This is a genomic window from Pseudomonas sp. B111, from assembly GCF_026428275.1.
Lineage (GTDB): Bacteria > Pseudomonadota > Gammaproteobacteria > Pseudomonadales > Pseudomonadaceae > Pseudomonas > Pseudomonas aeruginosa.
Map to the genome: position 1 here is coordinate 1,555,703 of NZ_CP097857.1, position 24,252 is coordinate 1,579,954.

24 protein-coding genes and 1 tRNA gene are annotated in these 24,252 nt (G+C 68.0%); 13 read left to right on the top strand and 12 right to left on the bottom strand.

The features are described from left to right. Positions 1-14 precede the first annotated feature (14 nt). Positions 15-1,145: an elongation factor P maturation arginine rhamnosyltransferase EarP gene (gene earP, locus M6E97_RS07450; RefSeq protein WP_022580569.1), complete on the bottom strand. Its 1,131-nt coding sequence runs from the start codon at positions 1,143-1,145 to the stop codon at positions 15-17. A gap of 155 nt (positions 1,146-1,300) precedes the next feature. Between earP and M6E97_RS07455 the strand changes: the two genes are divergently transcribed. Together M6E97_RS07455 and oprI are read left to right on the top strand one after the other, a co-directional pair. Beyond that, positions 1,301-1,390, top strand: a tRNA-Ser gene (locus M6E97_RS07455). A gap of 416 nt (positions 1,391-1,806) precedes the next feature. Then, a complete protein-coding gene (gene oprI / locus M6E97_RS07460; RefSeq protein WP_003090944.1) occupies positions 1,807-2,058 on the top strand; it encodes an outer membrane lipoprotei OprI in 252 nt (83 codons plus the stop codon). A gap of 123 nt (positions 2,059-2,181) precedes the next feature. Here oprI and M6E97_RS07465 read toward each other — a convergent pair whose 3' ends face one another. The 3 genes from M6E97_RS07465 to tesA form a co-directional block, all read right to left on the bottom strand. Beyond that, positions 2,182-3,153: a L,D-transpeptidase family protein gene (locus M6E97_RS07465; protein ID WP_003090946.1), complete on the bottom strand. Its 972-nt coding sequence runs from the start codon at positions 3,151-3,153 to the stop codon at positions 2,182-2,184. A 77-nt stretch (positions 3,154-3,230) separates the two neighbouring features. Further along, positions 3,231-3,509 (bottom strand): hypothetical protein, encoded by a 279-nt coding sequence (locus M6E97_RS07470; protein WP_003090947.1) that lies wholly within the window; start codon positions 3,507-3,509, stop codon positions 3,231-3,233. A 55-nt stretch (positions 3,510-3,564) separates the two neighbouring features. Beyond that, positions 3,565-4,170, bottom strand: a complete 606-nt coding sequence (tesA, locus tag M6E97_RS07475) for an esterase TesA (protein ID WP_003119867.1) — start codon at positions 4,168-4,170, stop codon at positions 3,565-3,567. Positions 4,171-4,180: 10 nt separating this feature from the next. On the opposite strand from tesA, the gene M6E97_RS07480 reads away from it, so the two are divergent. From M6E97_RS07480 to greB, 3 genes are read left to right on the top strand one after another with little or no spacing between them, the layout of a single operon-like run. Then, positions 4,181-4,864, top strand: a complete 684-nt coding sequence (locus tag M6E97_RS07480; RefSeq protein WP_003090949.1) for an ABC transporter ATP-binding protein — start codon at positions 4,181-4,183, stop codon at positions 4,862-4,864. 8 nt (positions 4,865-4,872) lie between these two features. After that, the gene (locus M6E97_RS07485) at positions 4,873-7,365 is read left to right on the top strand and encodes an ABC transporter permease (RefSeq protein WP_078463852.1); all 2,493 of its coding nucleotides are present in this window, start codon (positions 4,873-4,875) and stop codon (positions 7,363-7,365) included. A gap of 51 nt (positions 7,366-7,416) precedes the next feature. After that, positions 7,417-7,923 carry a transcription elongation factor GreB gene (greB, locus tag M6E97_RS07490; protein WP_003090951.1) on the top strand — a complete coding sequence of 169 codons (507 nt, stop codon included), beginning with the start codon at positions 7,417-7,419 and terminating at the stop codon, positions 7,921-7,923. 12 nt (positions 7,924-7,935) lie between these two features. Here the strand turns inward: greB and M6E97_RS07495 are convergent, their stop codons facing one another. Next, positions 7,936-8,253: a hypothetical protein gene (locus M6E97_RS07495; protein ID WP_003090952.1), complete on the bottom strand. Its 318-nt coding sequence runs from the start codon at positions 8,251-8,253 to the stop codon at positions 7,936-7,938. Between the two features lie 176 nt (positions 8,254-8,429). Here M6E97_RS07495 and thpR point away from each other — a divergent pair, with 176 nt between their 5' ends. The 3 genes from thpR to M6E97_RS07510 all read left to right on the top strand — a co-directional run bounded on the left by thpR (position 8,430) and on the right by M6E97_RS07510 (position 11,181). Continuing rightward, positions 8,430-8,978 (top strand): RNA 2',3'-cyclic phosphodiesterase, encoded by a 549-nt coding sequence (thpR, locus tag M6E97_RS07500; RefSeq protein WP_003163368.1) that lies wholly within the window; start codon positions 8,430-8,432, stop codon positions 8,976-8,978. A gap of 195 nt (positions 8,979-9,173) precedes the next feature. Further along, on the top strand, positions 9,174-10,109 hold the full coding sequence (lipA, locus tag M6E97_RS07505) for a triacylglycerol lipase (RefSeq protein ID WP_014602739.1): 936 nt from the start codon (positions 9,174-9,176) through the stop codon (positions 10,107-10,109). Between the two features lie 49 nt (positions 10,110-10,158). Next, positions 10,159-11,181 carry a lipase secretion chaperone gene (locus tag M6E97_RS07510; RefSeq protein ID WP_023099439.1) on the top strand — a complete coding sequence of 341 codons (1,023 nt, stop codon included), beginning with the start codon at positions 10,159-10,161 and terminating at the stop codon, positions 11,179-11,181. Positions 11,182-11,355: 174 nt separating this feature from the next. Here M6E97_RS07510 and M6E97_RS07515 read toward each other — a convergent pair whose 3' ends face one another. Beyond that, positions 11,356-11,790, bottom strand: coding sequence for a DoxX family protein (locus M6E97_RS07515; RefSeq protein WP_034005347.1), 435 nt, complete (start codon positions 11,788-11,790; stop codon positions 11,356-11,358). 98 nt (positions 11,791-11,888) lie between these two features. Beyond that, a complete protein-coding gene (locus M6E97_RS07520) occupies positions 11,889-13,319 on the bottom strand; it encodes a transglycosylase SLT domain-containing protein (RefSeq protein ID WP_003090959.1) in 1,431 nt (476 codons plus the stop codon). Positions 13,320-13,565: 246 nt separating this feature from the next. Between M6E97_RS07520 and M6E97_RS07525 the strand changes: the two genes are divergently transcribed. The 5 genes from M6E97_RS07525 to M6E97_RS07545 all read left to right on the top strand — a co-directional run bounded on the left by M6E97_RS07525 (position 13,566) and on the right by M6E97_RS07545 (position 18,627). Beyond that, positions 13,566-14,369, top strand: coding sequence for a TatD family hydrolase (locus M6E97_RS07525; protein ID WP_003130793.1), 804 nt, complete (start codon positions 13,566-13,568; stop codon positions 14,367-14,369). A gap of 138 nt (positions 14,370-14,507) precedes the next feature. Continuing rightward, a complete protein-coding gene (locus tag M6E97_RS07530; protein ID WP_003110283.1) occupies positions 14,508-15,980 on the top strand; it encodes a methyl-accepting chemotaxis protein in 1,473 nt (490 codons plus the stop codon). Between the two features lie 125 nt (positions 15,981-16,105). Continuing rightward, positions 16,106-16,465, top strand: coding sequence for an Mpo1-like protein (locus tag M6E97_RS07535; RefSeq protein ID WP_003090963.1), 360 nt, complete (start codon positions 16,106-16,108; stop codon positions 16,463-16,465). A gap of 86 nt (positions 16,466-16,551) precedes the next feature. Then, the gene (locus M6E97_RS07540; RefSeq protein ID WP_003130791.1) at positions 16,552-17,040 is read left to right on the top strand and encodes a molybdopterin-dependent oxidoreductase; all 489 of its coding nucleotides are present in this window, start codon (positions 16,552-16,554) and stop codon (positions 17,038-17,040) included. Between the two features lie 9 nt (positions 17,041-17,049). Then, complete coding sequence (locus M6E97_RS07545) at positions 17,050-18,627, top strand: sensor domain-containing diguanylate cyclase (RefSeq protein WP_031639117.1); 1,578 nt, start codon at positions 17,050-17,052, stop codon at positions 18,625-18,627. An 8-nt stretch (positions 18,628-18,635) separates the two neighbouring features. Here M6E97_RS07545 and M6E97_RS07550 read toward each other — a convergent pair whose 3' ends face one another. The 5 genes from M6E97_RS07550 to M6E97_RS07570 all read right to left on the bottom strand — a co-directional run bounded on the left by M6E97_RS07550 (position 18,636) and on the right by M6E97_RS07570 (position 24,154). Then, entirely contained in the window at positions 18,636-19,433 is a 798-nt protein-coding gene (locus M6E97_RS07550; protein WP_003090970.1) for an acyl-CoA thioesterase, read from the bottom strand. Positions 19,434-19,513: 80 nt separating this feature from the next. Continuing rightward, positions 19,514-20,284, bottom strand: coding sequence for a CHAD domain-containing protein (locus tag M6E97_RS07555; protein WP_003117634.1), 771 nt, complete (start codon positions 20,282-20,284; stop codon positions 19,514-19,516). Continuing rightward, positions 20,281-22,287 carry a protein-glutamine gamma-glutamyltransferase TgpA gene (tgpA, locus tag M6E97_RS07560; protein ID WP_003130786.1) on the bottom strand — a complete coding sequence of 669 codons (2,007 nt, stop codon included), beginning with the start codon at positions 22,285-22,287 and terminating at the stop codon, positions 20,281-20,283. The genes M6E97_RS07555 and tgpA overlap by 4 nt, the downstream gene beginning before the upstream one ends. Continuing rightward, positions 22,284-23,237, bottom strand: a complete 954-nt coding sequence (locus tag M6E97_RS07565; RefSeq protein ID WP_003119856.1) for a DUF58 domain-containing protein — start codon at positions 23,235-23,237, stop codon at positions 22,284-22,286. The genes tgpA and M6E97_RS07565 overlap by 4 nt, the downstream gene beginning before the upstream one ends. Beyond that, positions 23,237-24,154: an AAA family ATPase gene (locus M6E97_RS07570; protein WP_003090974.1), complete on the bottom strand. Its 918-nt coding sequence runs from the start codon at positions 24,152-24,154 to the stop codon at positions 23,237-23,239. The genes M6E97_RS07565 and M6E97_RS07570 overlap by 1 nt, the downstream gene beginning before the upstream one ends. Positions 24,155-24,252 lie beyond the last annotated feature (98 nt).

Consider the following 24,252-nt stretch of genomic DNA (forward strand, 5'->3'; position numbering starts at 1 on the left):
AATCAGGCCGCGTATCATAGCCAATCTGCGTAAAATTGCACCAGCCTTGCCGCAAGATCCGGACGCATGCCCTGTTCGTCGGCCCAGCGCTGCGCTTCCCTACGCCACTCGGGCAGTTGCCTCTCCAGCCCCTCCCAGGCCCCGGCAAGTCCACCGCCGGCGTTCCACGCCAGCCAGAAGGTGCGCAGGTTTTCCGCCAGGTCGGCGGGCAGGCCGGCGCAATAGAGTTCGAGGAATGCCTCGAGCTTCGCCAGGTGCGCCTCCTCTTCCTGTCTATAGATGTGCCAGAGCAGCGGCCGTCCCGCCCACTGCGCGCGAACGAAGGAGTCCTCGCCGCGCACCGCGTTCAGGTCGCAGCACCACAACAGGCGATCGTAGTCGTCCTGCGCCATGAACGGCAGCACCTGGACCCGCAACGCGTCGCGCACGTGGACGTCCCCAACGGCCAGCGTAGCCACCCGCAGCCAATCGGCGACATCCGCCAGCACCCGCCCCTCCGGCACCAGCAGCAGGCTCGGCTGGCGGGCGTCGCGCAGTTGTTCCAGCCAGCCAGGCAGCGCCGGGTTTTCGTAGGCAAACAGCGAAATCAGTCGCTCGCCAACCTTCCGTCGCACGCCGAGGGAGGCGAGAAACTCATCCTGCGCCGAGGCAGAGGCCTGGAAACGGCGCCGACGTTCCAGCAGGCCGGCCTCGCGCAACAGGCCGCCACTGGGCTCGCGGAACCCGGGAAAGAAGAAGTACTTGGAAAGCCCGCACGCCTGCAGCGACGGCAATGCGTGGCAACTGCCGATCCATTCCTCGGCACTCAGGTACTCCAGGTTCAGCCACAGGGACGGCCGCTCGCGCTCGCGCATGGCCTGCCGGTGCGCCTCCGGCAGTTCGCAGGCGAAGGCCTCGATCACCACGTCGGCGGCCGCCACCGGTGCCCACGGCCGGCCCCAGGCACGCACTTCGACCCCATCCAGGCTCTGCACGTGCGCCGCCGGGTCCGCCCGCGGACAGATCCGGGCGAAGGCCTGCGGCTCGTCCACCCACAGGCGCACCGCCTGACCGTGCTCGGCGGCCAGTTGGCGAGCCAGGCGCCAGGTGACGCCGATGTCGCCATAGTTGTCGACCACGCTACAGAAAATGTCCCAGCTCGCCATCCGCCTCTCCTCTTCGTGCCCGGCAGTCTACCAAGGCACCCCGCGGACTTTCCTCCGACGACCTAAGCCGATGAAAAAGTTAAAAAAATATTTGCCAAGCGGGAAATGTTCGAGTAAATTGCGCGCCTCGACAGACACGGCGCTGTCGAGAACCTGGTGAGGTGTCCGAGTGGTTGAAGGAGCACGCCTGGAAAGTGTGTATACGGGAAACCGTATCGAGGGTTCGAATCCCTCCCTCACCGCCAGATCGCAAGAAGGCCCGGCTAATCAAGTTAGCCGGGCCTTTTTCATTTCCGCACCAATACTTACGGCATTTCCGGCAACATGCTGGCAACTTAGTTGTTACTTGCCACTCCCCGCCAAGTCGATAAGCGCCAGCCACTCCGGCGGAACATTCTCGACAACCCGGCAGCCCTCATCCCCCGCCTCTTGCAGCAACTCTACCCAAGGTCCGGGAAATTGCTTACTTGCGCCGCACGCTGGATATTTTTTGAACAAACGACACTCCAACTACTGCTAAAGTCGGGGGGACTAAAAAAAAAGTTGCTCGGCTTGCGCTTGGTCAGTTTACTTACTACAAGTAATGGGTAGTATGTAGCCGGCTAATTTCCCCGGCTGGGGAGATTGCTGTTATGGAAATGTCCACCTTAAGGGGAACACGATGAACAACGTTCTGAAATTCTCTGCTCTGGCTCTGGCTGCTGTTCTGGCCACCGGTTGCAGCAGCCACTCCAAAGAAACCGAAGCTCGTCTGACCGCTACCGAAGACGCAGCTGCTCGTGCTCAGGCTCGCGCTGACGAAGCCTATCGCAAGGCTGACGAAGCTCTGGGCGCTGCTCAGAAAGCTCAGCAGACCGCTGACGAGGCTAACGAGCGTGCCCTGCGCATGCTGGAAAAAGCCAGCCGCAAGTAATAGGTCCCACGACCTGTTGAAAACCGGTCCCTCGGGGCCGGTTTTTTTATGCCTGCGTTTCGCCGGGCATGAAAAAACCCGCGTCCCTTGCGGGTACGCGGGCCTCTGCCTCGACGCTCTCCGTCAGGGCGTAAGCTGGGTAGGATCGCTATCCACCGTCGCGGTCATCGCCGGCGCCGATTCCTGGGCGATTTCCACCGGCACGCCATCCTCCGAGGCCACCACTTCGCGGACCACGTCCCAGTTCAACTGGATACGCTTGGCCAGGTCGTCGCGCTTGAGCAGGGTATTGATCACCGCGGTGTGCTTATCCACCACCGACGGGTCGCCATGGTCGTTCAGCGGCGTATGTGCCTCCAGGTAGACCTTGCCGTTGCTCACGCCGAACTTGTAGGGCTCGTTGATGATACGCACGCTGGTGCCGACGCTGATCATCGAGAACAGGTGGGTCACGTCGGCGTTGTACATGCGGAAGCAGCCATGGCTGGTGCGGGTGCCGATGCCGAACTTCTTGTTCGAACCATGGATCAGGTAGCCCGGCACACCCAGGGTCAGCTTGTACGGTCCCAGCGGATTGTCCGGGCCCGGCGGCACCACGGTCGGCAGCGGATCGCCATCGGCGGCGTGCTCGGCGCGGATCGAGGCCGGCGGATACCAGGCCGGGTCCTTGGTCTTGGCGGTGATGCGGGTGTTCGCGATCGGCGAACCCCAGCCCTCGCGGCCGATGCCCAGCGGATAGGTGTGCACCACGTTCTGCCCTTTCGGGTAGTAGTACAGGCGGTACTCGGCCAGGTTGATCACCACGCCTTCGCGCGGGCCAGGCGGCAGCACGAAGCGGGTCGGGATGATCACCTCGGTGCCGACGCCCGGCAACCAGGGATCGACGCCGGGGTTGGCGGCGACCATTTCGCTGTAGCCCAGGTTGTACTGCTCGCCGAGGTCGGCGAAAGTGTCCTCGTACTTGGCCTTGATCACCTGGACCTGGCCGACGACGTCCTCGCCCGGAGGCGGGAGCTGCAGTTCCAGGGCCGATGCGGAGCCGGCCGAAAGCAGCGCGGCGAAAGACAGTGAGACAACGGGTACGCGCGACAACATTCCGGAGAATCCTTGGCGAGTGCGATGAAGGAGTAGGAAAGACAGTGTAACACCCCGCCAGGTTTCACCGGGAGGGCTCAGACCAACCAGGACAGGCGCTCCCCGCGCTTTTCCGCCTCCAGTTGTTTCCGGCAATCGGGACACAGCAGCCGGTCGCGCAGACGCGCCCGTTCCAGCGGCTGCCAGCGCGGCTGGGCCGGCAGCAGCTTGCCGCAAAGCGTGCGGTCCGCCGGGGTATCCAGCTCCAGCTGACGCGCCACCACATGCACCCGGACCTCGCGACAGGCGAACAGGTCCAGCTGATCGTCGGGCTCGATCAGTTGATAGGCGTAGAGGGTCCAGGCGGGACGCGGCATGGGGGGCTCCTGAGGGGTGCGCAACCTTAGCCGAAAGCGGTTTCCCGGGGAAGTCTCAAAGCAGCGGTTTCAGCGTCGGCCAGACATTTTCCAGGAGCCTCGGCTGGGCGGCGAGCGCCGGATGGATGCCATCCGCCTGCATCATCCCCTGGACCCCGCCGACCCCTTCGAGGAAAAACGGCACCAGGGCGGTCTTTTCCTGCGCCGCAACCGCGCCGTAGACCTTGGAAAAGGCCTCGATGTAGCGCGGGCCGTAGTTCGGCGGCAACTGGATACCCAGCAGCAGCACCTTCGCCCCTTCCGCCCGGGCCTTTTGCGCCATGCTGGCAAGATTCTGTTGCAATTGCGCCGGCGCCATTCCGCGCAGCCCGTCGTTGCCTCCCAGCTCGATCACCACCAGCGCCGGCTTCTCCTCGGCAAGCAGCGCCGGCAGGCGCGCCAGGCCGCCCGCAGAGGTGTCGCCGCTGATCGAGGCGTTCACCACCCGGTAGTCGTAACCTTCGTCGGCGAGGCGCTTCTGCAACAGGGCGACCCAGCCCTGGCTGGTATCCAGTCCCAAAGCGGCGCTGATACTATCGCCCACGACCAACAGCGTCTGCGCCGCGGCCTGCTGGGTCAGCAGGACCAGGGCCAGGCAGCCGCTCAACAGCAATGCACGCATCGGAACCTCCATGAGCGCCAGCATTCTCAACGCGCAGAACCTTAGCAAGGTTGTCGGTAGCGCGGAAGGCAAGTTGACCATCCTCCACGACCTCTCCCTCGACCTCGCCCGCGGCGACAGCCTGGCGATCGTCGGCAGTTCCGGCTCCGGCAAGTCGACCCTGCTCGGCCTGCTCGCCGGGCTCGACCAGCCCAGCGGCGGCGAGGTCCGTCTCGCCGGGCACGCCCTCGGCGACCTCGACGAGGACCAGCGGGCGCGCGTCCGCGCGGCCCATGTAGGCTTCGTGTTCCAGTCGTTCCAGTTGCTCGACAGCCTTGATGCGCTGGAGAACGTGATGCTGCCCCTGGAGCTGGAAGGCCGCGCCGACGCTCGCCAGCGCGCCAGAGAACTGCTCGAGCGAGTCGGCCTCGGCCAACGCCTGGGCCACTATCCGCGCCAGCTCTCCGGCGGCGAGCAGCAGCGGGTCGCCATTGCCCGCGCCTTCGCGGCGGAGCCGGACGTGCTGTTCGCCGACGAACCCACCGGCAACCTCGACAGCGCCACCGGCGAGCGGATCAGCGACCTGCTCTTCGAACTCAACCGCGAACGCGGTACCACCCTGGTCCTGGTTACCCACGACGAGCGTCTGGCGCATCGCTGCCGGCGCCTGATCCGTCTGGAAAGCGGACGCCTGATCGACCGGGTCGAACCCTGATGAAGCCGGTGCCCCTCTCCCGCCTGCTGAGCCTCGCCGCTCGCCAATTGTTCCGCGAGTCGCGCAGCGGCGAGCTGCGCGTGCTGTTCTTCGCCCTGCTGATCGCGGTCGCCTCGAGCACCGCCATCGGCTATTTCAGCGCCCGCCTGAACGGCGCCATGCTCGCCCGCGCCGCCGAGTTCCTCGGCGCCGACCTGGTGCTCAACGGTACCCAGCCGGCAAGCGCCGAACAGATCGAACGCGGCACCCGTCTGGGCCTGCGCCACGCCGACAGCGTCGAGTTTTCCAGCGTGATCGCCACCGACCAGGGCATCCAGCTCAGCAGCATCAAGGCGGTCGGCGACCGCTACCCCTTGCGCGGCCAGCTCAAGAGCGCTGCCGCGCCGTTCGCCGCCGAGCAGGCCGGCGGTCGTCCGCAGGCGGGCGAGGTATGGGTCGAATCGCGCCTGCTGGTCAGCCTCGACCTGAAGGTCGGCGACAGCATCGAGATCGGCCGCAAGCCGCTGCGCATCGCGCGCATCCTTACCTACGAGCCGGACCGCGCCGGCGACTTCTACAGCCTGACGCCCCGCGCCATGATGAGCCTGGCCGACCTCGATGCCACCGGGGTGGTCCAGCCGGGCAGCCGGGTGCGCTACCGCGATCTGTGGGAAGGCCCGCCGGAAGCCCTCCAGGCCTATCGCCAGCAGGTCAGGGGAAGCCTCGCCGCCAACCAGCGCCTGCAGGATGCCCGCGACGGCAACCGCCAGGTGGGCGATGCCCTCGGCCGCGCCGAGCGCTACCTGAACCTGGCCAGCCTGGCCGCGGTGCTGCTCGCCGGCGTCGCCGTGGCGCTGTCCGCCGCCCGTTTCGCCGCACGGCGCTACGACGCCAGCGCGCTGCTGCGCTGCCTCGGTCTGTCGCGCAGCGAAACCCTGCTCCTCTACGCGCTGCAACTGTTGCTGCTGGGCCTGCTCGCCAGCGCCATCGGCGCCCTGCTCGGCTGGTTGGCGCAGCTCGGCCTGTTCCGCCTGCTCGCCACGCTGCTGCCGCCGGACGTACCGGCCGGCGGCCTGTTCCCCGCCTTCGCCGGGATCGCCACCGGCCTGGTAGCGCTGGCCGGCTTCGCCCTGCCGCCGCTGGCAGCCCTGGGCCGGGTACCGCCGTTGCGGGTCCTGCGCAGCGACCTGCTGCCGGTGCCGATGCGCACCTGGATGGCCTACGCCTGCGCCCTGCTCGCCCTGGGCCTGATCATGTGGCGGTTGAGTCTCGACCTGAAGCTGACCCTCGCCCTGCTCGGCGGCGGCCTGGTCGCCACGCTGGTGCTCGGCGCCCTCCTGCTGCTCGGCCTGAACGGCCTGCGCCGGGCACTGGCGCGTGCCAGCCTGCCATGGCGGCTGGGACTCGGCCAGTTGTTGCGGCACCCGCTGGCCGCCGCCGGACAGAGCCTGGCCTTCGGCCTGATCCTGCTGGCCATGGCCCTGATCGCCCTGCTTCGCGGCGAACTGCTGGATACCTGGCAGGCCCAGTTGCCGCCGGACGCCCCCAACCATTTCGCCCTGAACATCCTGCCGACGGAAAAGGACGCCTTCGAACGTCGCGTGCAAAAGCTCTCCCCCGGCGCCGAGCCGCTGTTCCCCATGGTTCCCGGGCGCCTGGTAGCGGTGAACGGCAAGCCGGTCCAGGCGCTCGACGAAGACGTGCGCAGCGAGCGTGCCCTGCAGCGCGACCTCGGCCTGACCTGGTCGGAGCGACTGCCCTCCGGCAACCAGCTCACCGCCGGACGCTGGTGGAGCGCGCCGCAGCCGGGGGCCCTGCCGGGCGTGTCGGTGGAAGAGAAGCTGGCCGCCAACCTGCGTATCCAGGTCGGCGACCGGCTCACCTTCAGCGTCGCCGGGCAGAATCGCGAGGTCCAGGTCCAGAGCCTGCGCAAGGTGAAGTGGGACAATTTCCAGCCGAACTTCTTCATGGTCTTCCAGCCCGGCACCCTGACCGACCTGCCGGTGACCTACCTGACCAGCTTCTACCTGCCGGCCAGCCAGGAACGCGACCTGATCGAACTGGCCCGCGCCTTCCCCACCGTCACCCTGCTGCCGGTAGACGCCCTGCTGAGCCAGCTGCGGAGCATCCTCGACCAGGTCACCCTGGCCGTGGAGTACGTGCTGGTGTTCGTTCTCGCGGCGGGCTTCGTGGTGCTCTTCGCCGGTCTCCAGGCGACCCTCGACGAGCGCGTGCGCCAGGGTGCCCTGCTGCGCGCGCTGGGTGCCGAGCGCGAGTTGCTGCAACGTACCCGGCGGGTCGAGTTCGCCCTGCTCGGCGCAGTCAGCGGCCTGCTCGCGGCGCTCGGCTGCGAGGCGGTCAGCCTGCTGCTCTACCGACTGGTCTTCGACCTGCCGTGGCAAGCGCACCCCTGGTTGCTCGCGCTGCCTCTGGTAGGCGCCGTGCTGGTAGGCGGCGCCGGCCTGCTGGGTACCCGTCGCGCCCTCAACAGCAGCCCGCTGCGGGTCCTGCGCGAGGGCTGATCGGATACACTGGCAGGCTTTCATCCGTTCATTTGTGGAACCACCCGAACCATGAGTCGCTATCGTCCACCGCGCACCGCCGGCACCCCGCTGATCACTCCGGAGGGCGCCGCGCGGTTACGCGCAGAGCTGCATGAACTCTGGCACGTGCGCCGTCCCCAGGTGACCCAGGCGGTCAGCGAAGCCGCCGCCCTCGGCGATCGCTCGGAAAACGCCGAATACATCTACGGCAAGAAGATGCTGCGCGAGATCGACAGCCGCGTGCGCTTCCTGCGCAAGCGCCTGGAGAACCTGAAAGTGGTCGGCGAGCGGCCGGCGGATCCGAACCGGGTGTACTTCGGCGCCTGGGTGACCCTGGAAGACGAAGACGGCGAGCAGGCCCGCTATCGCATCGTCGGCCCCGACGAACTGGACCTGCGCAACAACCAGATCAGCATCGACTCGCCGCTCGCCCGCGCACTGGTCGGCAAGGAGCTGGACGCCGAGGTGCTGGTGCGCACCCCGGCCGGGGAAAAGCTCTGGTTCGTCGTCGAGATCGAGTATCCACCGGCGCCCTGAGGGGCCACGCGCTCAGCGCAGGATACGGCGGGTGATCAGGCCCTGGCGGGCGACCCGGATCAGTTGCCGGACCACCAGGTCCAGATCTTCCGCCCCGGGGGCCTGGACCACGGCGAAGTCGAACGCGTCGCTGGGGAAGCGCGCCAGGTCCTTGCCGTCCTGGGCGAACTGGATAAGGAAGGTACGCGAACCGTTCCAGCGCTTCGGCCAGCCTTCGAGGTAACGGACGAGGGTCGGCTGGTGCGGCCCGCTGAGGAGAATCCTCGGGTTCCGCCGGACCAGGCCGGTGGTGATGGGTGCCAGGCGCAATTGCGTGCTGGGACAGGTCATGACGTCATGTCTCCGCCTCTTCGGTCCCGCTGGACAGCGGTGAGAGGCAACACCGAGCCAGCGCTTTAGCGGTATTTCGGCTGCTGCCGGGCGCCCCGCAAGTTGCTGTTTAAATCGGCGCACGCGCATCCTAGAAAAGCCGCATGGAGACTGTCAAGAAACACGCGGAGGCGCCCATGCCCGATCGCTCTCTTCGCCTGTTCTTCGCCCTGCCCTGTCCACCTCCCCTCGCCGAGCGGATCGGCCGGTGGCGCGATGACCAGCCACTGCCCGGACGCCAGGTGGCGACGGCGAACCTGCACCTGACCCTGGCCTTCCTCGGGCAGGTCCCGTCCGCTCGGCTCGAGGCCCTGCTGGACATGGCCGCGGCCATCGAGGCCGCGCCCTTCGACCTGTGTCTCGACCGTCTGCTGCGCTGGAGGAACGGCATCCTGCTGCTGGCCCCCAGCCAACCGCCCGGCGCCCTCCTGCGCCTGCGCCGCGCCCTGCGCTCCGGCCTTGCCGAACTGGAGCTGCCCGTGGAAACCCGCCCATTCAGCGCCCATCTGACCCTGGCTCGCGATGCCGCGCCGCTGGAGGACGTCCCGCCACCCCCAACCTTCGTATGGCAGGTCGACCATTTCAGCCTGTTTTGCTCGCAAAACGACGCCGCGGGCGTGCGCTACCGCACACTCGGTCGCTGGGCGTTGTGCGGGGAAGATTCAAACGAGCGTTTCGCGCCGTAACAACCCGCCTCTTCCGCTCTGCCACGCAGGTTATGACCGGCCGCCAGGAAGCCGCGGATTTCCTGGCCTGGAGGAAAAAAGCCGAAGCTGGCACGGTTCCTGCGCAAGGGACAGCGAAGCGGTTCTCCCGGAAGGATTCGGGCGATGGCTGGCAGGACGCGCCCCTCGGCCCCATCAACCTGAGATGAGAACAACATGAAGAAGAAGTCTCTGCTCCCCCTCGGCCTGGCCATCGGCCTCGCCTCTCTCGCTGCCAGCCCTCTGATCCAGGCCAGCACCTACACCCAGACCAAATACCCCATCGTGCTGGCCCACGGCATGCTCGGCTTCGACAACATCCTCGGCGTCGACTACTGGTTCGGCATTCCCAGCGCCTTGCGCCGTGACGGTGCCCAGGTCTACGTCACCGAAGTCAGCCAGTTGGACACCTCGGAAGTCCGCGGCGAGCAGTTGCTGCAACAGGTGGAGGAAATCGTCGCCCTCAGCGGCCAGCCCAAGGTCAACCTGATCGGCCACAGCCACGGCGGGCCGACCATCCGCTACGTCGCCGCCGTACGTCCCGACCTGATCGCTTCCGCCACCAGCGTCGGCGCCCCGCACAAGGGTTCGGACACCGCCGACTTCCTGCGCCAGATCCCACCGGGTTCGGCCGGCGAGGCAGTCCTCTCCGGGCTGGTCAACAGCCTCGGCGCGCTGATCAGCTTCCTTTCCAGCGGCAGCGCCGGTACGCAGAATTCACTGGGCTCGCTGGAGTCGCTGAACAGCGAGGGGGCCGCGCGCTTCAACGCCAAGTACCCGCAGGGCATCCCCACCTCGGCCTGCGGCGAAGGCGCCTACAAGGTCAACGGCGTGAGCTATTACTCCTGGAGCGGTTCCTCGCCGCTGACCAACTTCCTCGATCCGAGCGACGCCTTCCTCGGCGCCTCGTCGCTGACCTTCAAGAACGGCACCGCCAACGACGGCCTGGTCGGCACCTGCAGTTCGCACCTGGGCATGGTGATCCGCGACAACTACCGGATGAACCACCTGGACGAGGTGAACCAGGTCTTCGGCCTCACCAGCCTGTTCGAGACCAGCCCGGTCAGCGTCTACCGCCAGCACGCCAACCGCCTGAAGAACGCCAGCCTGTAGGACCCCGGCCGGGGCCTCGGCCCCGGCCCTTTCCCGGAAGCCCCCTCGCGTGAAGAAAATCCTCCTGCTGATTCCACTGGCGTTCGCCGCCAGCCTGGCCTGGTTCGTCTGGCTGGAACCTTCCCCCGCACCCGAGACGGCGCCCCCGGCCAGCGCGCAGGCGGGCGCAGTCCACGCCCCGCCAGCAGCCTCCGCGGGAGAAGCGGTGCCGGCCCCCCAGGTCATGCCGGCCAAGGTCGCGCCGCTGCCAACCTCCTTCAGGGGCACCAGCGTCGATGGCAGTTTCAGCGTCGACGCCAGCGGCAACCTGCTGATCACCCGCGACATCCGCAACCTGTTCGACTACTTCCTCAGCGCCGTCGGCGAAGAGCCCCTGCAGCAAAGCCTGGACCGCCTGCGCGCCTACATCGCCGCCGAACTCCAGGAGCCGGCGCGCGGCCAGGCGTTGGCGCTGATGCAGCAATACATCGACTACAAGAAGGAACTGGTGCTGCTCGAACGCGACCTGCCGCGCCTGGCCGACCTCGACGCCCTGCGCCAGCGGGAAGCCGCGGTGAAAGCCCTGCGCGCGCGGATCTTCAGCAACGAAGCGCACGTGGCGTTCTTCGCCGACGAGGAAACCTACAACCAGTTCACCCTGGAGCGCCTGGCGATCCGCCAGGACGGCAAGCTCAGCGCCGAGGAAAAGGCCGCCGCCATCGACCGCCTGCGCGCCAGCCTGCCGGAAGACCAGCAGGAAAGCGTGCTGCCGCAACTGCAAAGCGAACTGCAGCAGCAGACCGCCGCCCTCCAGGCCGCTGGCGCCGGCCCGGAAGCCATCCGCCAGATGCGTCAGCAACTGGTGGGCGCCGAAGCCACCACCCGCCTGGAGCAACTCGATCGGCAACGCTCGGCCTGGAAGGGCCGGCTGGACGACTATTTCGCCGAGAAGAGCCGGATCGAAAGCAATGCCGGCCTGAGCGAAGCCGACCGCCGCGCGGCGGTCGAACGCCTGGCCGAGGAGCGCTTCAGCGAACAGGAACGCTTGCGCCTGGGCGCGCTGGAACAGATGCGCCAGGCCGAGCAGCGCTGACCGGCACGGAAACGCCGAGAACGCGGCGAAGGGCGCTTCGGCGGATAACGCCGGCGGCGTCCCCTCAGGGGTGCAGCCCTGGCATGGCCGGCGAGGCGGAAACCTGTGCTGCGCGCCGCAACGAAAAAGGGCGGCCACCCGAAGGTGTCCGCCCTTTTTCGTCGCCAGCCCGGTTCAGCGGGACAGCTTGCCGTCCAGCGAGAACTTGCCGGCGCCATCGATCAGCAGCGCCACGCTGATCATCAGCAGGGTCAGGGCATATTCATAGCCGTTGTCGGTGATGAAGAAGCCATTGCCGATGTGCACGCTGAAGATCGCCACGATCATGATGAAGCCCACCACCACCGACGCCGGACGCACCAGCAGGCCGATCACCAGCGCCAGGCCGCCGAAGAACTCGGCGCTGCCGGCCAGGGTCGCCAGCAGGTAGCCAGGGGTCAGGCCGATGGATTCGAACCACTGCGCCATGCCGTTCAGGCCGGCGCCGCCGAACATGCCGAAGAGCTTTTGCGAACCGTGGGACATCAGGGTAAGACCGGTGACGATACGCAGGATGGCCAGGCCGGCACCGGCGTTGGTCGACAGGATGGTCTTGATCAGTGGATTCATGGTGCGTCCTCAGGTGTGGGATAAGATGGGCACACTATAGGCAAGATAATTCGATATTAAAACCGCAAAAAACGCGTTATCAACATCGAATTTATAGATTATTTTTGAGCCGTCGCCGTCTTCGCACGTACCCCAGGCTCCAGGCGAACCCGTTCGCGTTCATATGCAAGGTAGTACTTGTTGACGCTGCTGACATAACTCACCACACCCATGCCTATCTCTTCCGCAGCCACCCGCTCGACCTGGAAGAACCAGCGATTCGGATCGAGCCCCCGGCGACGCGCCTGGGTGCGCAGGTTCTGCACCCGCTCCGGGCCCATGTTGTAGGCCGCCAGGGTGAACGCCAGGCGCTCGCGTTCGTCGAGGTGCTTGCTGGAGAAGAACTGCTTGCGGATCTTGGTCAGGTAGCGACTGGCGGCCAGCACGTTGCTGTCCTTGTCGTGCACATTGCCGACCCCGACGCTGCGCGCCGCCGCCGGGGTGATCTGCATCAGCCCGCTGGCGCCGCCGGAACCGCGCGCCTTCGGGTTCAGGTGCGACTCCTTGTAGGCCACCGCCGCCAGCGCCAGCCAGTCCATGCTGCTCTGCCGCGCGTAGCGCTGCAGCAGTGGACGGACCGCTTCCAGGCGCTTGCGGTCCGCCGCGCCGAGGGGGTTGCGGACCTTGTAGGCGCGCCGGTAGACGCGCTGGAAAGCCACGTCCTGGTCGGCCGGCGCGCGGTAGTCGGCGAGGAAGCGGTCGATGGTCGCGCGCAGGGTGCTGGCATCGCGGCGCACGTACCAGGCCATGTCGGCGCGATTGTCCAGCACCAGGTGGCGGTCGACGCGCAGTTTCGGCAGCACCTTGGCCCAGCGTTCGGCGATGGGCTGCTCGACCACGGTGAAGCCGAGGATGCCTGCCTGGACCATTTCCATCACATCCTCGACGGCCAGGGAAGCGTCCAGCTTTTCGATCCGGATCGGTGCCATGCGGCGTTGCGCCAGGCGCTGGTTGACCAGTTCGATGGCGCCCTCGGCGGCGCTGCCGGCCGGCAGCGGGATGGTCCGCCCGGACAACTGCTCCAGGCGCGTGTAGCGCCGGTTGCCCTTGCGCGCCACCAGCACCAGCGGCACATCGGCGCGCACCGGTGCGCTCGGGCTGACCTGCAGGCCGTCGTGCGCCGGCAGCAGTTCGCCGGGGGCGACCAGGTCGCCTTCGCCACGCTGCAGGGCGGCAAGCAACTGGTCCTTGGGCTTGGGTATGAGCTTGAGGGTGAGGTTCCGCGCGGACGGCGAGCGGCTGTTGAGGTATTGCTCGAAGGCGCGCAGGCGACGGTACTCGACGCCGATCGGCTCGCCCTTCACCTCGCCCGAGCTGTTGCGGCTCTGGTTGACCAGCACCTTGAGCACGCCAGCGCGGCGGATGCTCGCCAGGTCGCGGGTCTCCGGCTGTTCCTTGTGCCAGTTGTCCGGCTGGCCGGTGATGCGCGCAGCCGCCGGCAAGGGTGCGAGCACCAGCAGGCAAAGCGAAAGCAGCAACAGACGCGTCATCCAGGTCTCCAGAGGCCAGGCTCGATGTCCCTCTCCGGGGGACCGGATCAATCAGAGCATGGCAGTCTTGGCAAGTTCCTCTCCGACAGCGGCTGCAAACGGAGGCATTGGGTAGATAATCCGGGCGCCGAAGAACCCGATCTGCGATTATAACGGATTGTTCTACAAGCGGTTTGCCACCCATCCCCCGGCGGGTCCGGCGCGATCGAGGGGGCGCCGCCTCGCTGCGAATTCCAGGAAGGCACCATGCAACTCATCGATATCGGCGTCAATCTGACCCACGCCAGCTTCGCCCCGGAACGTGAAGCACTGCTCGCCCGCGCGCGCGCCGCCGGGGTGGTGCAGATGGTGATCACCGGCACCAGCCTGGCCGACAGCGAACAGGCGCTGCAGCTCTGCGGCGAACTCGACGAGGGCGGCCGGCTGTTTACCACCGCCGGCGTCCACCCCCACGAGGCCAGCCACTGGAACGCCGACACCGCTCGCGGCCTGCGCGCCCTGTTCGACGACCAGCGGGTACGCGCGGTGGGCGAATGCGGTCTCGACTTCAATCGCGACTTCTCTCCCCGTCCGGCCCAGGAAAAGGCCCTGGAGGAACAACTGGCACTGGCCGTCGAGCTACAGCGTCCGGTGTTCCTCCACGAACGCGACGCCAGCGAGCGCCTGCTGGCGATCCTGCGCGACTTCCGCGATCGCCTGCCGGCCGCCGTCGTACACTGTTTCACCGGCGAGCGCCGGGCGCTGTATGGCTACCTCGACCTCGACCTGCACATCGGCATCACCGGCTGGATCAACGACGAGCGCCGCGGTACCCACCTGCATGATCTGGTAGGCGAGATCCCGGTCGGCCGTCTCATGCTGGAAAGCGACGCGCCCTACCTGCTGCCGCGCAGCCTGCGGCCGAAGCCGAAGAACGGGCGCAACGAGCCGGCCTACCTGGTCGAGGTGCTCGCCTGCGTGGCCCGCCATCGCGGCGAGAGCGCGGAGCGCCTGGCCGCTCACACCAGCGCCGCGGCGCGGGCGTTCTTCGGCCTGCCGACGATCGACTGAGATCGCCCTCAAGCTCCCGGCGGATCGGCCGCTAAGCTGACGAACGGTCTCGTTGACCCGCATCAACGATTGCCCCTTACTCAGCTTTCAAGATAATGGCGCCTTGCCATTAGCTTGCCGATAAGAAGAAATCCCCCTATGGGCACCTGGATCAGCGACATTCCACTGAAATACAAGTTCTGGGCCGTCAACGCGGTGGCCTTCTTCACCACCCTGCTGCTGGTGTTGTTCGCCATGCAGCAGGAAGCCGCCGGGCGCAACGCTTCCGCCCAGCGCGCCGCCGCCGCCGAGGGCGAGCTGGTTCAGAGCTGGCCGGCCGGCAGCGCCCTGCCCGCCCGCAGCAACCTGCTGCCGCTGGAACAGGCCGCGAGCCTGGGCGGCACCGCTGCCCAGGCGCTGGGCAAGGGGCAGGGTTGGATCGAGTTGTCCGGCGCGCGCCAGGGCGATACCCCGCTGCTCGGCGCCTGGGTCGGCCAGACCGGCTCCGGCCAGCGCTTCGCCGTGCTCGCCCCGGCCAGCGACCTGTGGCAGGTCTTCGCCGACCGTGCCGGCGCCTACGCCGTCGCCGTGCTGGTGCTGATGCTGGCGCTGCTGGCGGCCTCGCAACTGCTGATCCGCTTCATCCTCACCCACCTGCATACCCTCAAGGACGTGATGCTGCACGTCGAGAAGAGCGGCGACCTGTCCGCTCGCGTACCGCTGCAGGGACGCGACGAAGTCGGCCAGATGGCCAGCGCCTTCAACGCCATGCAGGCCGGCTACCAGCGCATCGTCGGCACCGTCGCCGCGGCCGCTACCAAGCTCGACGAAGGCGCCCAGGCGCTGGCCCGCAGCATGGGCCAGGTACGCCAGGGCATGCTCGGCCAGCAGAGCGAGACCGACCAGACCGCCACCGCGATCAACGAAATGTCCACCACGGTCTTCCATATCGCCCAGCACGCCGCCGATACCCGTGACCAGTCGCAGGAAGCCGACCGCCTGGCCGGCGCCGGCCAGCAGGCGGTGAGCCGGGTCAGCGCGTCGATCGCCGGGTTGTCCCAGGGCGTCCAGGACACCGCCGAGATGATCCAGAAGCTGGCCGAAGACAGCCAGAAGATCAGCGGCGTGGTCAACGTGATCCACGGCATCGCCGAACAGACCAACCTGCTTGCCCTCAACGCCGCCATCGAGGCCGCGCGGGCCGGGGAAATGGGCCGCGGCTTCGCCGTGGTGGCCGATGAGGTGCGCAACCTCGCCCGTCGCGTGCAGGACTCCACCGACGAGATCACCCAGATGATCCTCGCCCTGCAGTCGGGTACCCGCGACGCCGTGGAGTTCATGCAGGAAAGCTCGCTCAAGGCAGACGGTTGCGTCAGCCAGGCCGGCGACGCCGGCGAGGCGCTGGCGGCGATCGCCAACGCGGTGGCGCAGATGCGTGAAAGCAACACGCAGATCGCCGTCGCCGCGGAACAGCAGAGCCAGGTCGCGGAAGAGATGACCCGTTCGGTGGTGGGCATCCGCGACGTCACCGAACTCACCGTGCAGCAGACCGTCGAGTCGGCGGCCACCAGCCAGCAACTGGTCGACCTGGCGGGCGATCTGACCCGCGCCATCGGCCAGCTACGCCTCTGATCCGCAGGCGCACCTGCCTATCGCCCGGATAGGCAGGAATCATTCGCCGCGCTGCCGCACCCCGCCTAGACTCGACGACATGCAACGACCCGCCTCGCGGGTCGCCGTCACGGAGTACCGAGAACATGGGCAAACGTCATCCCAACCTGCTCGCCTGGCAATGGCGCGGCTATGCCGCCAACCACCGCAACCCGACCAACCTGGTCCTGCACCTGATCGCCGTGCCGCTGTTCGTCGTCGCTGCGATCCTGCTGCTCGGCGGCCTGTTCGGCCTGGACCTGCTGCAGGTGGTGCTCGGTGTCATCGGCATCGGCGCCGGCCTGGCGATCCAGGCCAAGGGACACGCGCTGGAGAAACAGGCACCCGAGCCATTCAGCGATCGGCGCGACGCTGTCAGTCGCCTGCTCGTCGAGCAGTTCGTCACCTTCCCCCGCTTCGTCCTCAGCGGCGCCTGGTGGCGGGCTTGGCGCGAACGGCATAAGTGACAGTTCGTCCGGGATTTTGCACAGCCCTTCAGTTTTAGCGCGACGCTGCCGATATAATCGACGGAATCCTGTCGTGGACCGACAACATGCCGTCAATGCGTCAATTAATCGTCTTTTCCTGTTGCCTGGGGCTGCCTCTTGCCCAGGCCGCGGAACCCGTGCCGCTGGGCGGACGTCCGATCGTCACCCTGCAGCGGTCCGGCGGCGCTCCCGTACGGCTGACCCTGTCCGACCTCGAAGCCCTGCCCAGCGAGACCCTGGAAGCCCAGCTCCCCGGCGAGGCCAACGCCCGCTGGCAAGGCGTGCGCCTCAGCCTGTTGCTGCGCCACCTGGACCTGGCGCCGCCCAAGCGCCTGCGCGTGCTGGCGCTGAACGATTACTCGGCGATCATCCCGTACAGCGACCTCGACAGCTACCAGCCCATCCTCGCCTATCGCCGCAACGGCGCCTACATGGCGATCCGCGAACGCGGACCGCTTTTCATCATCTACCCGATGGCCCGCTATCCTGAGTTGAGAAACCAGGTCTACTACAACCGTACCGTCTGGCAGGTCAGCTCCATCACTCTTGAGTAAGTAACGGACATGACTGTGCCGCTGCTCGATCCGACAAAGCTGCGCCGGCAACGCCAGATCATGGGGCTGTTGCTCGGCCTGGTGCTGCTCATGGCGTTGATCGCCGGGGCTGCGCTGTGGCTGGCGGTGCGCCAGGCCCAGCAACTGGCCCAGCCGAACCTGCACAACGAGCTGTGGCAGACCTACTCGCTGCGCGCCGAACTGGATCGCACGCTGGACGCCGCGCGGCACACCGAGAGCGGCGAAGGCCAAGCCGACGACCTGGCGATCCGTCTCGAAGTCCTCGCCAGCCTGATCGCGCCGCTGCGCCGCCAGTCGTTGTTCAGGCATCTCGCCGAACCGCGTCCGGAGGTACAGGCCACCCTGCAACGCCTGATCGAGCTCAGCGATCGCTGGTCGGACCAGGCCCCCTGGGGCGATCCCGTCGCCGCGCGCCGCCTGGCCGCGGAGATCGTCCAGCAGGTCCCACCCTTGCTCGAACCGACCCACCAGATCGTCGTCGCCAGCAACATCGCCCTGACCAACCAGTTGGACGTCGACCGCAAGCGCCTGCACCGGGCGTTCTACGCGTTGTTCTGGGCGCTGCTCGGGATCGGTGCCGGCGGTGCCCTGCTGGTGCTGCGCCTGGTCGCTGACTTCAAACGCGCACAGCAACTGGCCGGGCATCTGATCGAGCTTAACGCCACCCTGGAGAAACGCGTCGGCGAGCGCACCCGCCAGCTCAGCGAAGGCAAGGCGCTGCTGCATTTCATCCTCGAGGCCAGCCCGAGCGACGTGGTCCTGCTCAGCGCCTGCGGCGCCAGCATCCATTACGTCAGCCCGCGCCTGCTCAAGCGCCTGGGTTGCCAGGCCCAGAACGACTTCAACCTGCCCCGGCTGTTCGCCAGCGCCAGCGAATACAGCCGCCTGCAGAACGCCCTGGAGGCGCGCGGCCAGGTGGATGGCTGGGAAGCCCAGCTATGCGGGGAAACGCCTTGCTGGGCGGTGATCTGCGCGCGCCACCTGGAAATCGACGGCGAGCCGGCGACCCTGATCTGGTGCTACGACATCAGCCGGCGCAAGGCCATGGAACAGGAACTGCGCCTGCTGGCCAGCACCGATACCCTGACCGGCCTGCACAACCGCCACTCGTTCCTGCACCAGGCGGAACTCATGCTCAAGGCCGCCGAACGCTTCCGCCACCCCTGCGTGGCGCTGATGCTGGACATCGACCATTTCAAGAACATCAACGACAGCCACGGCCACCTGACCGGCGACCGCGCCCTGCAACGTGTCGCCGAGACCCTGCGCCAGGGCCTGCGCGAGGTGGACCTGCTCGGTCGCCTGGGCGGCGAGGAATTCGCCGCGCTGCTTCCGGAGGTCAGCCTGGACCAGGCGCTGGACGTCGCCGAACGGCTGCGCGCCGGCGTCGAGGCGCTACGGGTGAGCAATCCCGACGGCGAACCGCTGCGGATGACCGTGAGCATCGGCGTCGCCCTGCGCAGGGACGCCGGGGACGACCTGGAAAGCCTGCTGGTGCGCGCCGACAGCGCGCTCTACCAGGCCAAGAGCGGCGGGCGCAACCGCACCGAGTACGCGCCCGCCTGACATGCGCCTCAGCCGAACACCGTGACCATCTGCCGGCTGATCGCCAGCAACTGGCCGTCGGCGCTCCACATCCGCGCCGCCACGTGGCCGTAGCCGTCGCGCGCCTCCTCGATCTCCGCCAGGTAACGGCACCAGTCGCCGCTGCCCTGCTGCGGCAGCGGCTGGAGGAACTCGGCGGTCCAGGTCAGCGAGCTGGCCATCGCCGGGGTGCCCAGGTGCGGCAACAGCGCCGGCGGCCAGGAGTCGAGCAGCGCCAGCAGGTGGGAAACCTCCATGGGCTCTCCCTCGGGTTCGTCGCGGAAACGCATCCAGCCGCCCATCTGGCGCGACTTGTTCGAAGAGAACGGCAGGCCGCCCACTGCCCAGCGCATGGCGATGTAGCGAGTGAACTCCGGGGTCACGTTACGGATATAGGGCAGCTCCTGGCTCTCTTCGGGGCCCTTCATCCCGGCCGCCGGCAACGCTTCCACCGCCACCGCCGACGCGCGGGCGACGCCGAAACTGGCCTGGACCAGCGTCACCACCTGCTCGCCCTGACGGACCTCGACCTGTACCTGGCTCACCGCCTTGCCCTCGCGCAACAACCGGGCGCTGAAGCTCGCCGGCTGCTCGGGGGCCAGCGGTCCGACGAAGCTGACGCCGATGGAGCGCAACGGACGCCCCGCCTCGACCACCGCAAGCATGGCCTCGTAGGCCAACGCCACCACCAGGCCACCGAAGGTGGCGCGGCCCTGGCCCCAACTGGCCGGTACTACCACCGAGGAAGGGTCGCGGCGGACCGCCTGGATCAATTCGGAAAAATTCATGTGTGCCTCGCGAGGGGATTCGAGGGCCCATCTTAGGCGAGGCGATCCTTGGGAAAAAGCCGATCGGAATACCGGCGGCCTCAGTGCTCGGCAAGCGCCTGCTGCAATGTCGACAGGGCCCGTCCGGCACGCTCCCGGGCCAGTTCGAAGCGTGCCGTCCAGACCTCGCGCACGGGCGCCAGGTCCGGCTCGCGCTGGCATCGCAACAGCCACTGTTCGAGGTCGTGCCAATCGCCCAGCGCCGACTGGGCCGCCTTGAGCGGCGCCAGCAGCGAGCCGGGAATGCTGCAATCGTGCGGATAGGCCTCCAGCCCGTAGCGCACGCGCTTGATCCGCAGCCGTAGCGGGTGCCAGTGCTCGTAGGTGGTGTCCGCCAGCTCGGCGCGCAGGGTCTTCCATTGCCGGCGCAGGCGCTTGCGCACCCGGCCGTGCAGGCCATCCAGCACGGCATGCCGCTGGGCCGTACGCAACAGGGCCGGCCAGACGTCCAGGCAAAGCTGCAGGCGGTGCAGCGGCTGGCTGGCGAGAACCGCCACGTAGCCGGACTCCAGCACCGGCCGGCGCACCGCCAGCGCATCCCGCAGCCCTTCGGCGGCGAGCGCCGGCAGCAGCACCTCCAGGTCGCGGATCGGCCCGCTGAGCCGCCCGACCTCGGCGGCGGCATGCTCCAGCTCCTCGACGCCGGGGACTCCGCGGATCGGCCGCAGCAGGCTGCGCAGACGGCGCAGGGCGATGCGCAGGTCGTGCAGTGCCTCGCCATCCGTGCGCGCCTCCAGGCGGGCGACCGCCGACATCAACGCCACCTGCTGGCCGATCACCTCGGCCAGCAGTTCATCGATGAACCCCGTCATGCCTGCTCCTCTCCCCGGCCATCCCGCGTGGGCGTGCGCACCAGGCGCCAGGGCAGCGCCCGGCGCAATGCGCGCAGACGCAACCCTGGATCATCGGCACCGCCGTGTCCATAGCGTTGCGCTTCGAACGCGCCGACGAAGGCCGCGATGGCTGGCGCCTGCGCCGGCAGGACGCGGGCGGCGCGCTCGCCGTAGGAGCGTAGCCCTTCGCCGGGGGAACGGCGCAGGCCATGCATCTCCAGCAGACGTTCGAAGCGGCGCAGTTGGCGGCTGCGCAGATCGCCACGGCCTTGCCAGGGCTTGAGTAGGAACAGCGCGAGCAGACCGACCGACAATATCGCCGCGGCACCGAGCAACAGGCCCAGTCGGGTCGGATCGAGCCCGCCGAACCAGCGCTGCAGGAAGGCGCCCTGCTGCTCACCCTGGTAGGCCAGGACCCAGCGTTGCCAGCCGTAGTTCAGGCTGTCCCAGGCCAGACGCATGTCGTTGAGCCAGGGCAGGCCACGGTAGCGCAACGGCGACAGCGGTGCGTCGGCGAGGTACTCGCTGTCCCCGGCCAGGGCCTGCTCCAGCCCCTGTTCGATCCGTTCGGGCGCCACCTGGTAGGTCGGGTCGACGCTCAGCCAGCCCTGCTCCGGCTGCCAGTATTCGACCCAGGCGTGGGCGTCGAACTGATGCACCAGCAGGTAGTTGCCCGCCGGATTCAGCTCGCCGCCCTGGTAGCCGGCCACCACTCGCGCAGGAATGCCCGCGGCGCGCAAGACGAAAGCCATCGCCCCGGCGTAATGCGCGCAGAAGCCGCTGCGCGTGTCGAACAGGAAATCGTCCACCCCGTCGGCGCCGGTCGCTGGCGGTTTCAGGGTGTAGGCGAAGGGCTCGCGGTTGAAGCGCTGCAACAGGGCCGCGACCAGTGCCTGCGGTTGCGCATGGGCCTGGCGCAGTTGCTCGGCCAGGGCGCGCGCGCGCGGATTGCCGTGCATCGGCAACTGCAGGTTGCGCCAGCGCATGCGCGGATCGATGCTGGACTCGCGCAGCGCCTGTGGCCAGGAACTGACTCGGTAGAACAGACGTTGCTCGACCGGCTGCCGCCGCTGCAGGTGGAAATCGCTCATCAGGCGCGTGTCGGTCTGGTCGGTCTGCGCCACGTCGAGGGCGAACAGCCAGGGCTGCGAACTGGGCTGCATGATCACGTCGTAGCGCAGCTCAGGGCCACGCTTCTGCCAGTGCAGAGCATCCTCGCCCGACCATTGCGGCGCCTGAGCCCAACGTCGTCCGTCGAAACGCTCCATGGTCAAGGCGCGCCAGTAGAGCTGCTCGCGCGGCGGCGGTGCGCCCTCGAAGCGGACCCGGAACGCCAGTTCGGCGGAGCGCCCAAGCTCGGCGATATCCCCTGGCGCCATGCTCTCCGAGAGTCCGGTGACCCCCTTGTTGCCGGGCATCGGCAACGACCACAGCGGCCCCAGGCGGGGGAAGAACAGGAACAGCAGGAGCATCAGCGGCAGCGCCTGCAGCAACAGCCCGCCGGCCAGCCGCAGGGTCGGCCAGGGCCGGCTGGCGAAAGCGCTCTGCTGCAAGCCGATCAGCGCCGCCAGCAACGCGGTCACCGGCAGCAGGCTGTACAGCGCGGCGAGGAAACCGTCGTCGAACAGGTAGCCCACCACCACTGCGAAGAAACCGAGGAACACCAGTACCAGCGCATCGCGGCGGGTCTTCATTTCCACCAGTTTGAGGATGAACGCGGCGATCAGCAGCACCGCCCCCGCGTCCAGGCCCACCAGGCTGCCGCGCGACAACCAGACCCCGGCCCCGGCGAGCAGCGCCAGGGCCAGCTTGACCCAGGCGCGCGGATAGCCGGCACGCATGCGGAAGACCTGCACCCGCCAGGCCGCGCAACCGAGCCACATGGCCGCGATCCACAGCGGCATGTAGGCCAGGTGCGGCAGGATCACCAGTACCTGCGCCACCAGCAGCCAGACCAGCGCGACCCGCGGAATCGCGTTCATCGCGCCGCTCCGAACAACGCCAGCGCGCGCAGGCAGGCCTCGCGCTGGGCCTCGCCGCTGGCCGGTTGCAGGCGCGTGCCGGGCAGCGCCAGGCCATAGGGCTGCTGCCGCGCGGAGAGTTCCAGGACTGCATGGCACAAGCGGCCCAGGCGACTTTCGAGATCCCCGCCGAGGCGCTCGAATTCCAGCCACAGGTCTTCCCCGCCGAGCGCGGCGAAGTCCTTCACCAGCAGCCCCTGGCCACGGGAAAACGCCTTCCAGTGCAGGCGCCGCCGCGAGTCGCCCGGCTGGTAGGCGCGCAGTCCCTGGTAGTCGTCGACGCCCGTGCTCGCCAGCGCGCGCCCCTGGTCCTCGGCATCCTCCGCGCCCGGCGCGAGGAACGGCTCGCCGGCCAGCGGCCGAGGGTAGACCAGCGCCTGCTGGCGCAGGTCGACCCAGCTCCAGGCCACCAGCAGGCCGAGGGGAAAGCGACTCTCCACCCGCAGGCGCCCCGGCCGCAGCCAGCCGCGTCGCTCGGTCGGGTGGAACAGCAGCACCTCGGCAGCCGCGTCGCCTGCCAGGTCGGCGTATTCCAGCGGCCGCTCCGGCCAGCCGACGGCGATGGCCTGGCGCGCCCGCCGCGGGCTTTCCAGGCGCACCCGGAAACCGGCGCGCTCGCCGGCGAACACCGGGTCCGCTCCCAACGCGGTGAGGCGCAGGCCGGCAAGGTTGCGATAGGTATGGAGGATGGTCACCACGCCCAGGGACAGCAGCAAGAAGGTCAAACCGTAGGCCAGGCTGTTCTGGTAATTGATCGCCGCCAGCAGCATCACCAGCAGCGCCAGGCCGAAAGCGCCGCCCTGGCGGGTCGGCAGGATGAATACGCGGCGCTGGTTCAGCTCGACGCTGCTCGCCGGCGGTATCCGCCGGTTCAGCCAGCGCTGCCAGCGCGGCCAGTTGCGCAGGCGCATCAGAGCGCCGGGACTTCGCGCAGCAGCCATTGCACCAGCGCGCCGCCACCGTGCCCGGTGGGGTCCGCCTGGTCGCGCAGGCGATGCCCGGCGACCGCCGGCAACACCGCCTGGACGTCTTCCGGAATCACATAGTCGCGTCCCGCCAGCAGCGCCCAGGCACGCGCCGCGGCGAGCAACGCCAGGCTACCGCGCGGCGACAGGCCGAGGGCGAAGGCCGGCTGCGTGCGGGTCGCTTCGACCAGGCGCAGCACGTAGTCCACCAGCGCATCGCTGGCGCGGACCTTCGGCACTTCGGCCTGGAAAGCGGCCAGCGCCGCGTGGTCGAGCAAGGGTTCCAGGCGCGGCAGCAGATCGCGCCGGGCTTCGCCGAGCAACAGCGAGCGTTCCGCCGCGCGCCCGGGGTAACCCAGCGACAGGCGCATCAGGAAGCGATCCAGCTGCGATTCCGGCAGGGAGAAGGTGCCGCCCTGGCTGGCCGGGTTCTGCGTGGCGATGACGAAGAACGGTTCCGGCAAGGGCCGGGTGGCGCCCTCGATGGTCACCTGGCCTTCTTCCATCGCCTCGAGCAAGGCGCTCTGGCTTTTCGGCGTGGCGCGGTTGATCTCGTCGGCGAGCACCAGCTCGGCGAAGATCGGCCCGGGATGGAAGACGAATTGCCCGCTGTCCTTGTCGAACACCGAGGTACCGAGGATATCGCCCGGCAGCAGGTCCGAGGTGAACTGGATGCGCTGGAAACTGAGCCCGAGCACCCGCGCCAGGGCATGGCTGAGGGTAGTCTTGCCCATCCCCGGCAGGTCTTCGATCAACAGGTGCCCACGGGCCAGCAGGCAGGCCAGGGCCAGGCGCACCTGGCGGTCCTTGCCCAGGAGAATCTCATCGACCGCCTTCAGGCAGGCTTCCAGGGTGTTCAGCATCCCGACCTCGCGTTTCCGGGGAAAACAGCGATCCTACTGGCCTGGGGCCAGCCGGCAAGGCACTTGCAATTTTTCCTCACGAAACTGTGAAACCGTTG

What these genes read in the sequence shown, in the direction of transcription:
- earP (WP_022580569.1), bottom strand. Translation starts at nt 1,145, where the DNA reads ATGGCGAGCTGGGACATTTTCTGTAGCGTGGTCGACAACTATGGCGAC.
- oprI (WP_003090944.1), top strand. Translation starts at nt 1,807, where the DNA reads ATGAACAACGTTCTGAAATTCTCTGCTCTGGCTCTGGCTGCTGTTCTG.
- M6E97_RS07465 (WP_003090946.1), bottom strand. Translation starts at nt 3,153, where the DNA reads ATGTTGTCGCGCGTACCCGTTGTCTCACTGTCTTTCGCCGCGCTGCTT.
- M6E97_RS07470 (WP_003090947.1), bottom strand. Translation starts at nt 3,509, where the DNA reads ATGCCGCGTCCCGCCTGGACCCTCTACGCCTATCAACTGATCGAGCCC.
- tesA (WP_003119867.1), bottom strand. Translation starts at nt 4,170, where the DNA reads ATGCGTGCATTGCTGTTGAGCGGCTGCCTGGCCCTGGTCCTGCTGACC.
- M6E97_RS07480 (WP_003090949.1), top strand. Translation starts at nt 4,181, where the DNA reads ATGAGCGCCAGCATTCTCAACGCGCAGAACCTTAGCAAGGTTGTCGGT.
- greB (WP_003090951.1), top strand. Translation starts at nt 7,417, where the DNA reads ATGAGTCGCTATCGTCCACCGCGCACCGCCGGCACCCCGCTGATCACT.
- M6E97_RS07495 (WP_003090952.1), bottom strand. Translation starts at nt 8,253, where the DNA reads ATGACCTGTCCCAGCACGCAATTGCGCCTGGCACCCATCACCACCGGC.
- thpR (WP_003163368.1), top strand. Translation starts at nt 8,430, where the DNA reads ATGCCCGATCGCTCTCTTCGCCTGTTCTTCGCCCTGCCCTGTCCACCT.
- lipA (WP_014602739.1), top strand. Translation starts at nt 9,174, where the DNA reads ATGAAGAAGAAGTCTCTGCTCCCCCTCGGCCTGGCCATCGGCCTCGCC.
- M6E97_RS07515 (WP_034005347.1), bottom strand. Translation starts at nt 11,790, where the DNA reads ATGAATCCACTGATCAAGACCATCCTGTCGACCAACGCCGGTGCCGGC.
- M6E97_RS07520 (WP_003090959.1), bottom strand. Translation starts at nt 13,319, where the DNA reads ATGACGCGTCTGTTGCTGCTTTCGCTTTGCCTGCTGGTGCTCGCACCC.
- M6E97_RS07525 (WP_003130793.1), top strand. Translation starts at nt 13,566, where the DNA reads ATGCAACTCATCGATATCGGCGTCAATCTGACCCACGCCAGCTTCGCC.
- M6E97_RS07530 (WP_003110283.1), top strand. Translation starts at nt 14,508, where the DNA reads ATGGGCACCTGGATCAGCGACATTCCACTGAAATACAAGTTCTGGGCC.
- M6E97_RS07535 (WP_003090963.1), top strand. Translation starts at nt 16,106, where the DNA reads ATGGGCAAACGTCATCCCAACCTGCTCGCCTGGCAATGGCGCGGCTAT.
- M6E97_RS07540 (WP_003130791.1), top strand. Translation starts at nt 16,552, where the DNA reads ATGCCGTCAATGCGTCAATTAATCGTCTTTTCCTGTTGCCTGGGGCTG.
- M6E97_RS07545 (WP_031639117.1), top strand. Translation starts at nt 17,050, where the DNA reads ATGACTGTGCCGCTGCTCGATCCGACAAAGCTGCGCCGGCAACGCCAG.
- M6E97_RS07550 (WP_003090970.1), bottom strand. Translation starts at nt 19,433, where the DNA reads ATGAATTTTTCCGAATTGATCCAGGCGGTCCGCCGCGACCCTTCCTCG.
- M6E97_RS07555 (WP_003117634.1), bottom strand. Translation starts at nt 20,284, where the DNA reads ATGACGGGGTTCATCGATGAACTGCTGGCCGAGGTGATCGGCCAGCAG.
- tgpA (WP_003130786.1), bottom strand. Translation starts at nt 22,287, where the DNA reads ATGAACGCGATTCCGCGGGTCGCGCTGGTCTGGCTGCTGGTGGCGCAG.
- M6E97_RS07565 (WP_003119856.1), bottom strand. Translation starts at nt 23,237, where the DNA reads ATGCGCCTGCGCAACTGGCCGCGCTGGCAGCGCTGGCTGAACCGGCGG.
- M6E97_RS07570 (WP_003090974.1), bottom strand. Translation starts at nt 24,154, where the DNA reads ATGCTGAACACCCTGGAAGCCTGCCTGAAGGCGGTCGATGAGATTCTC.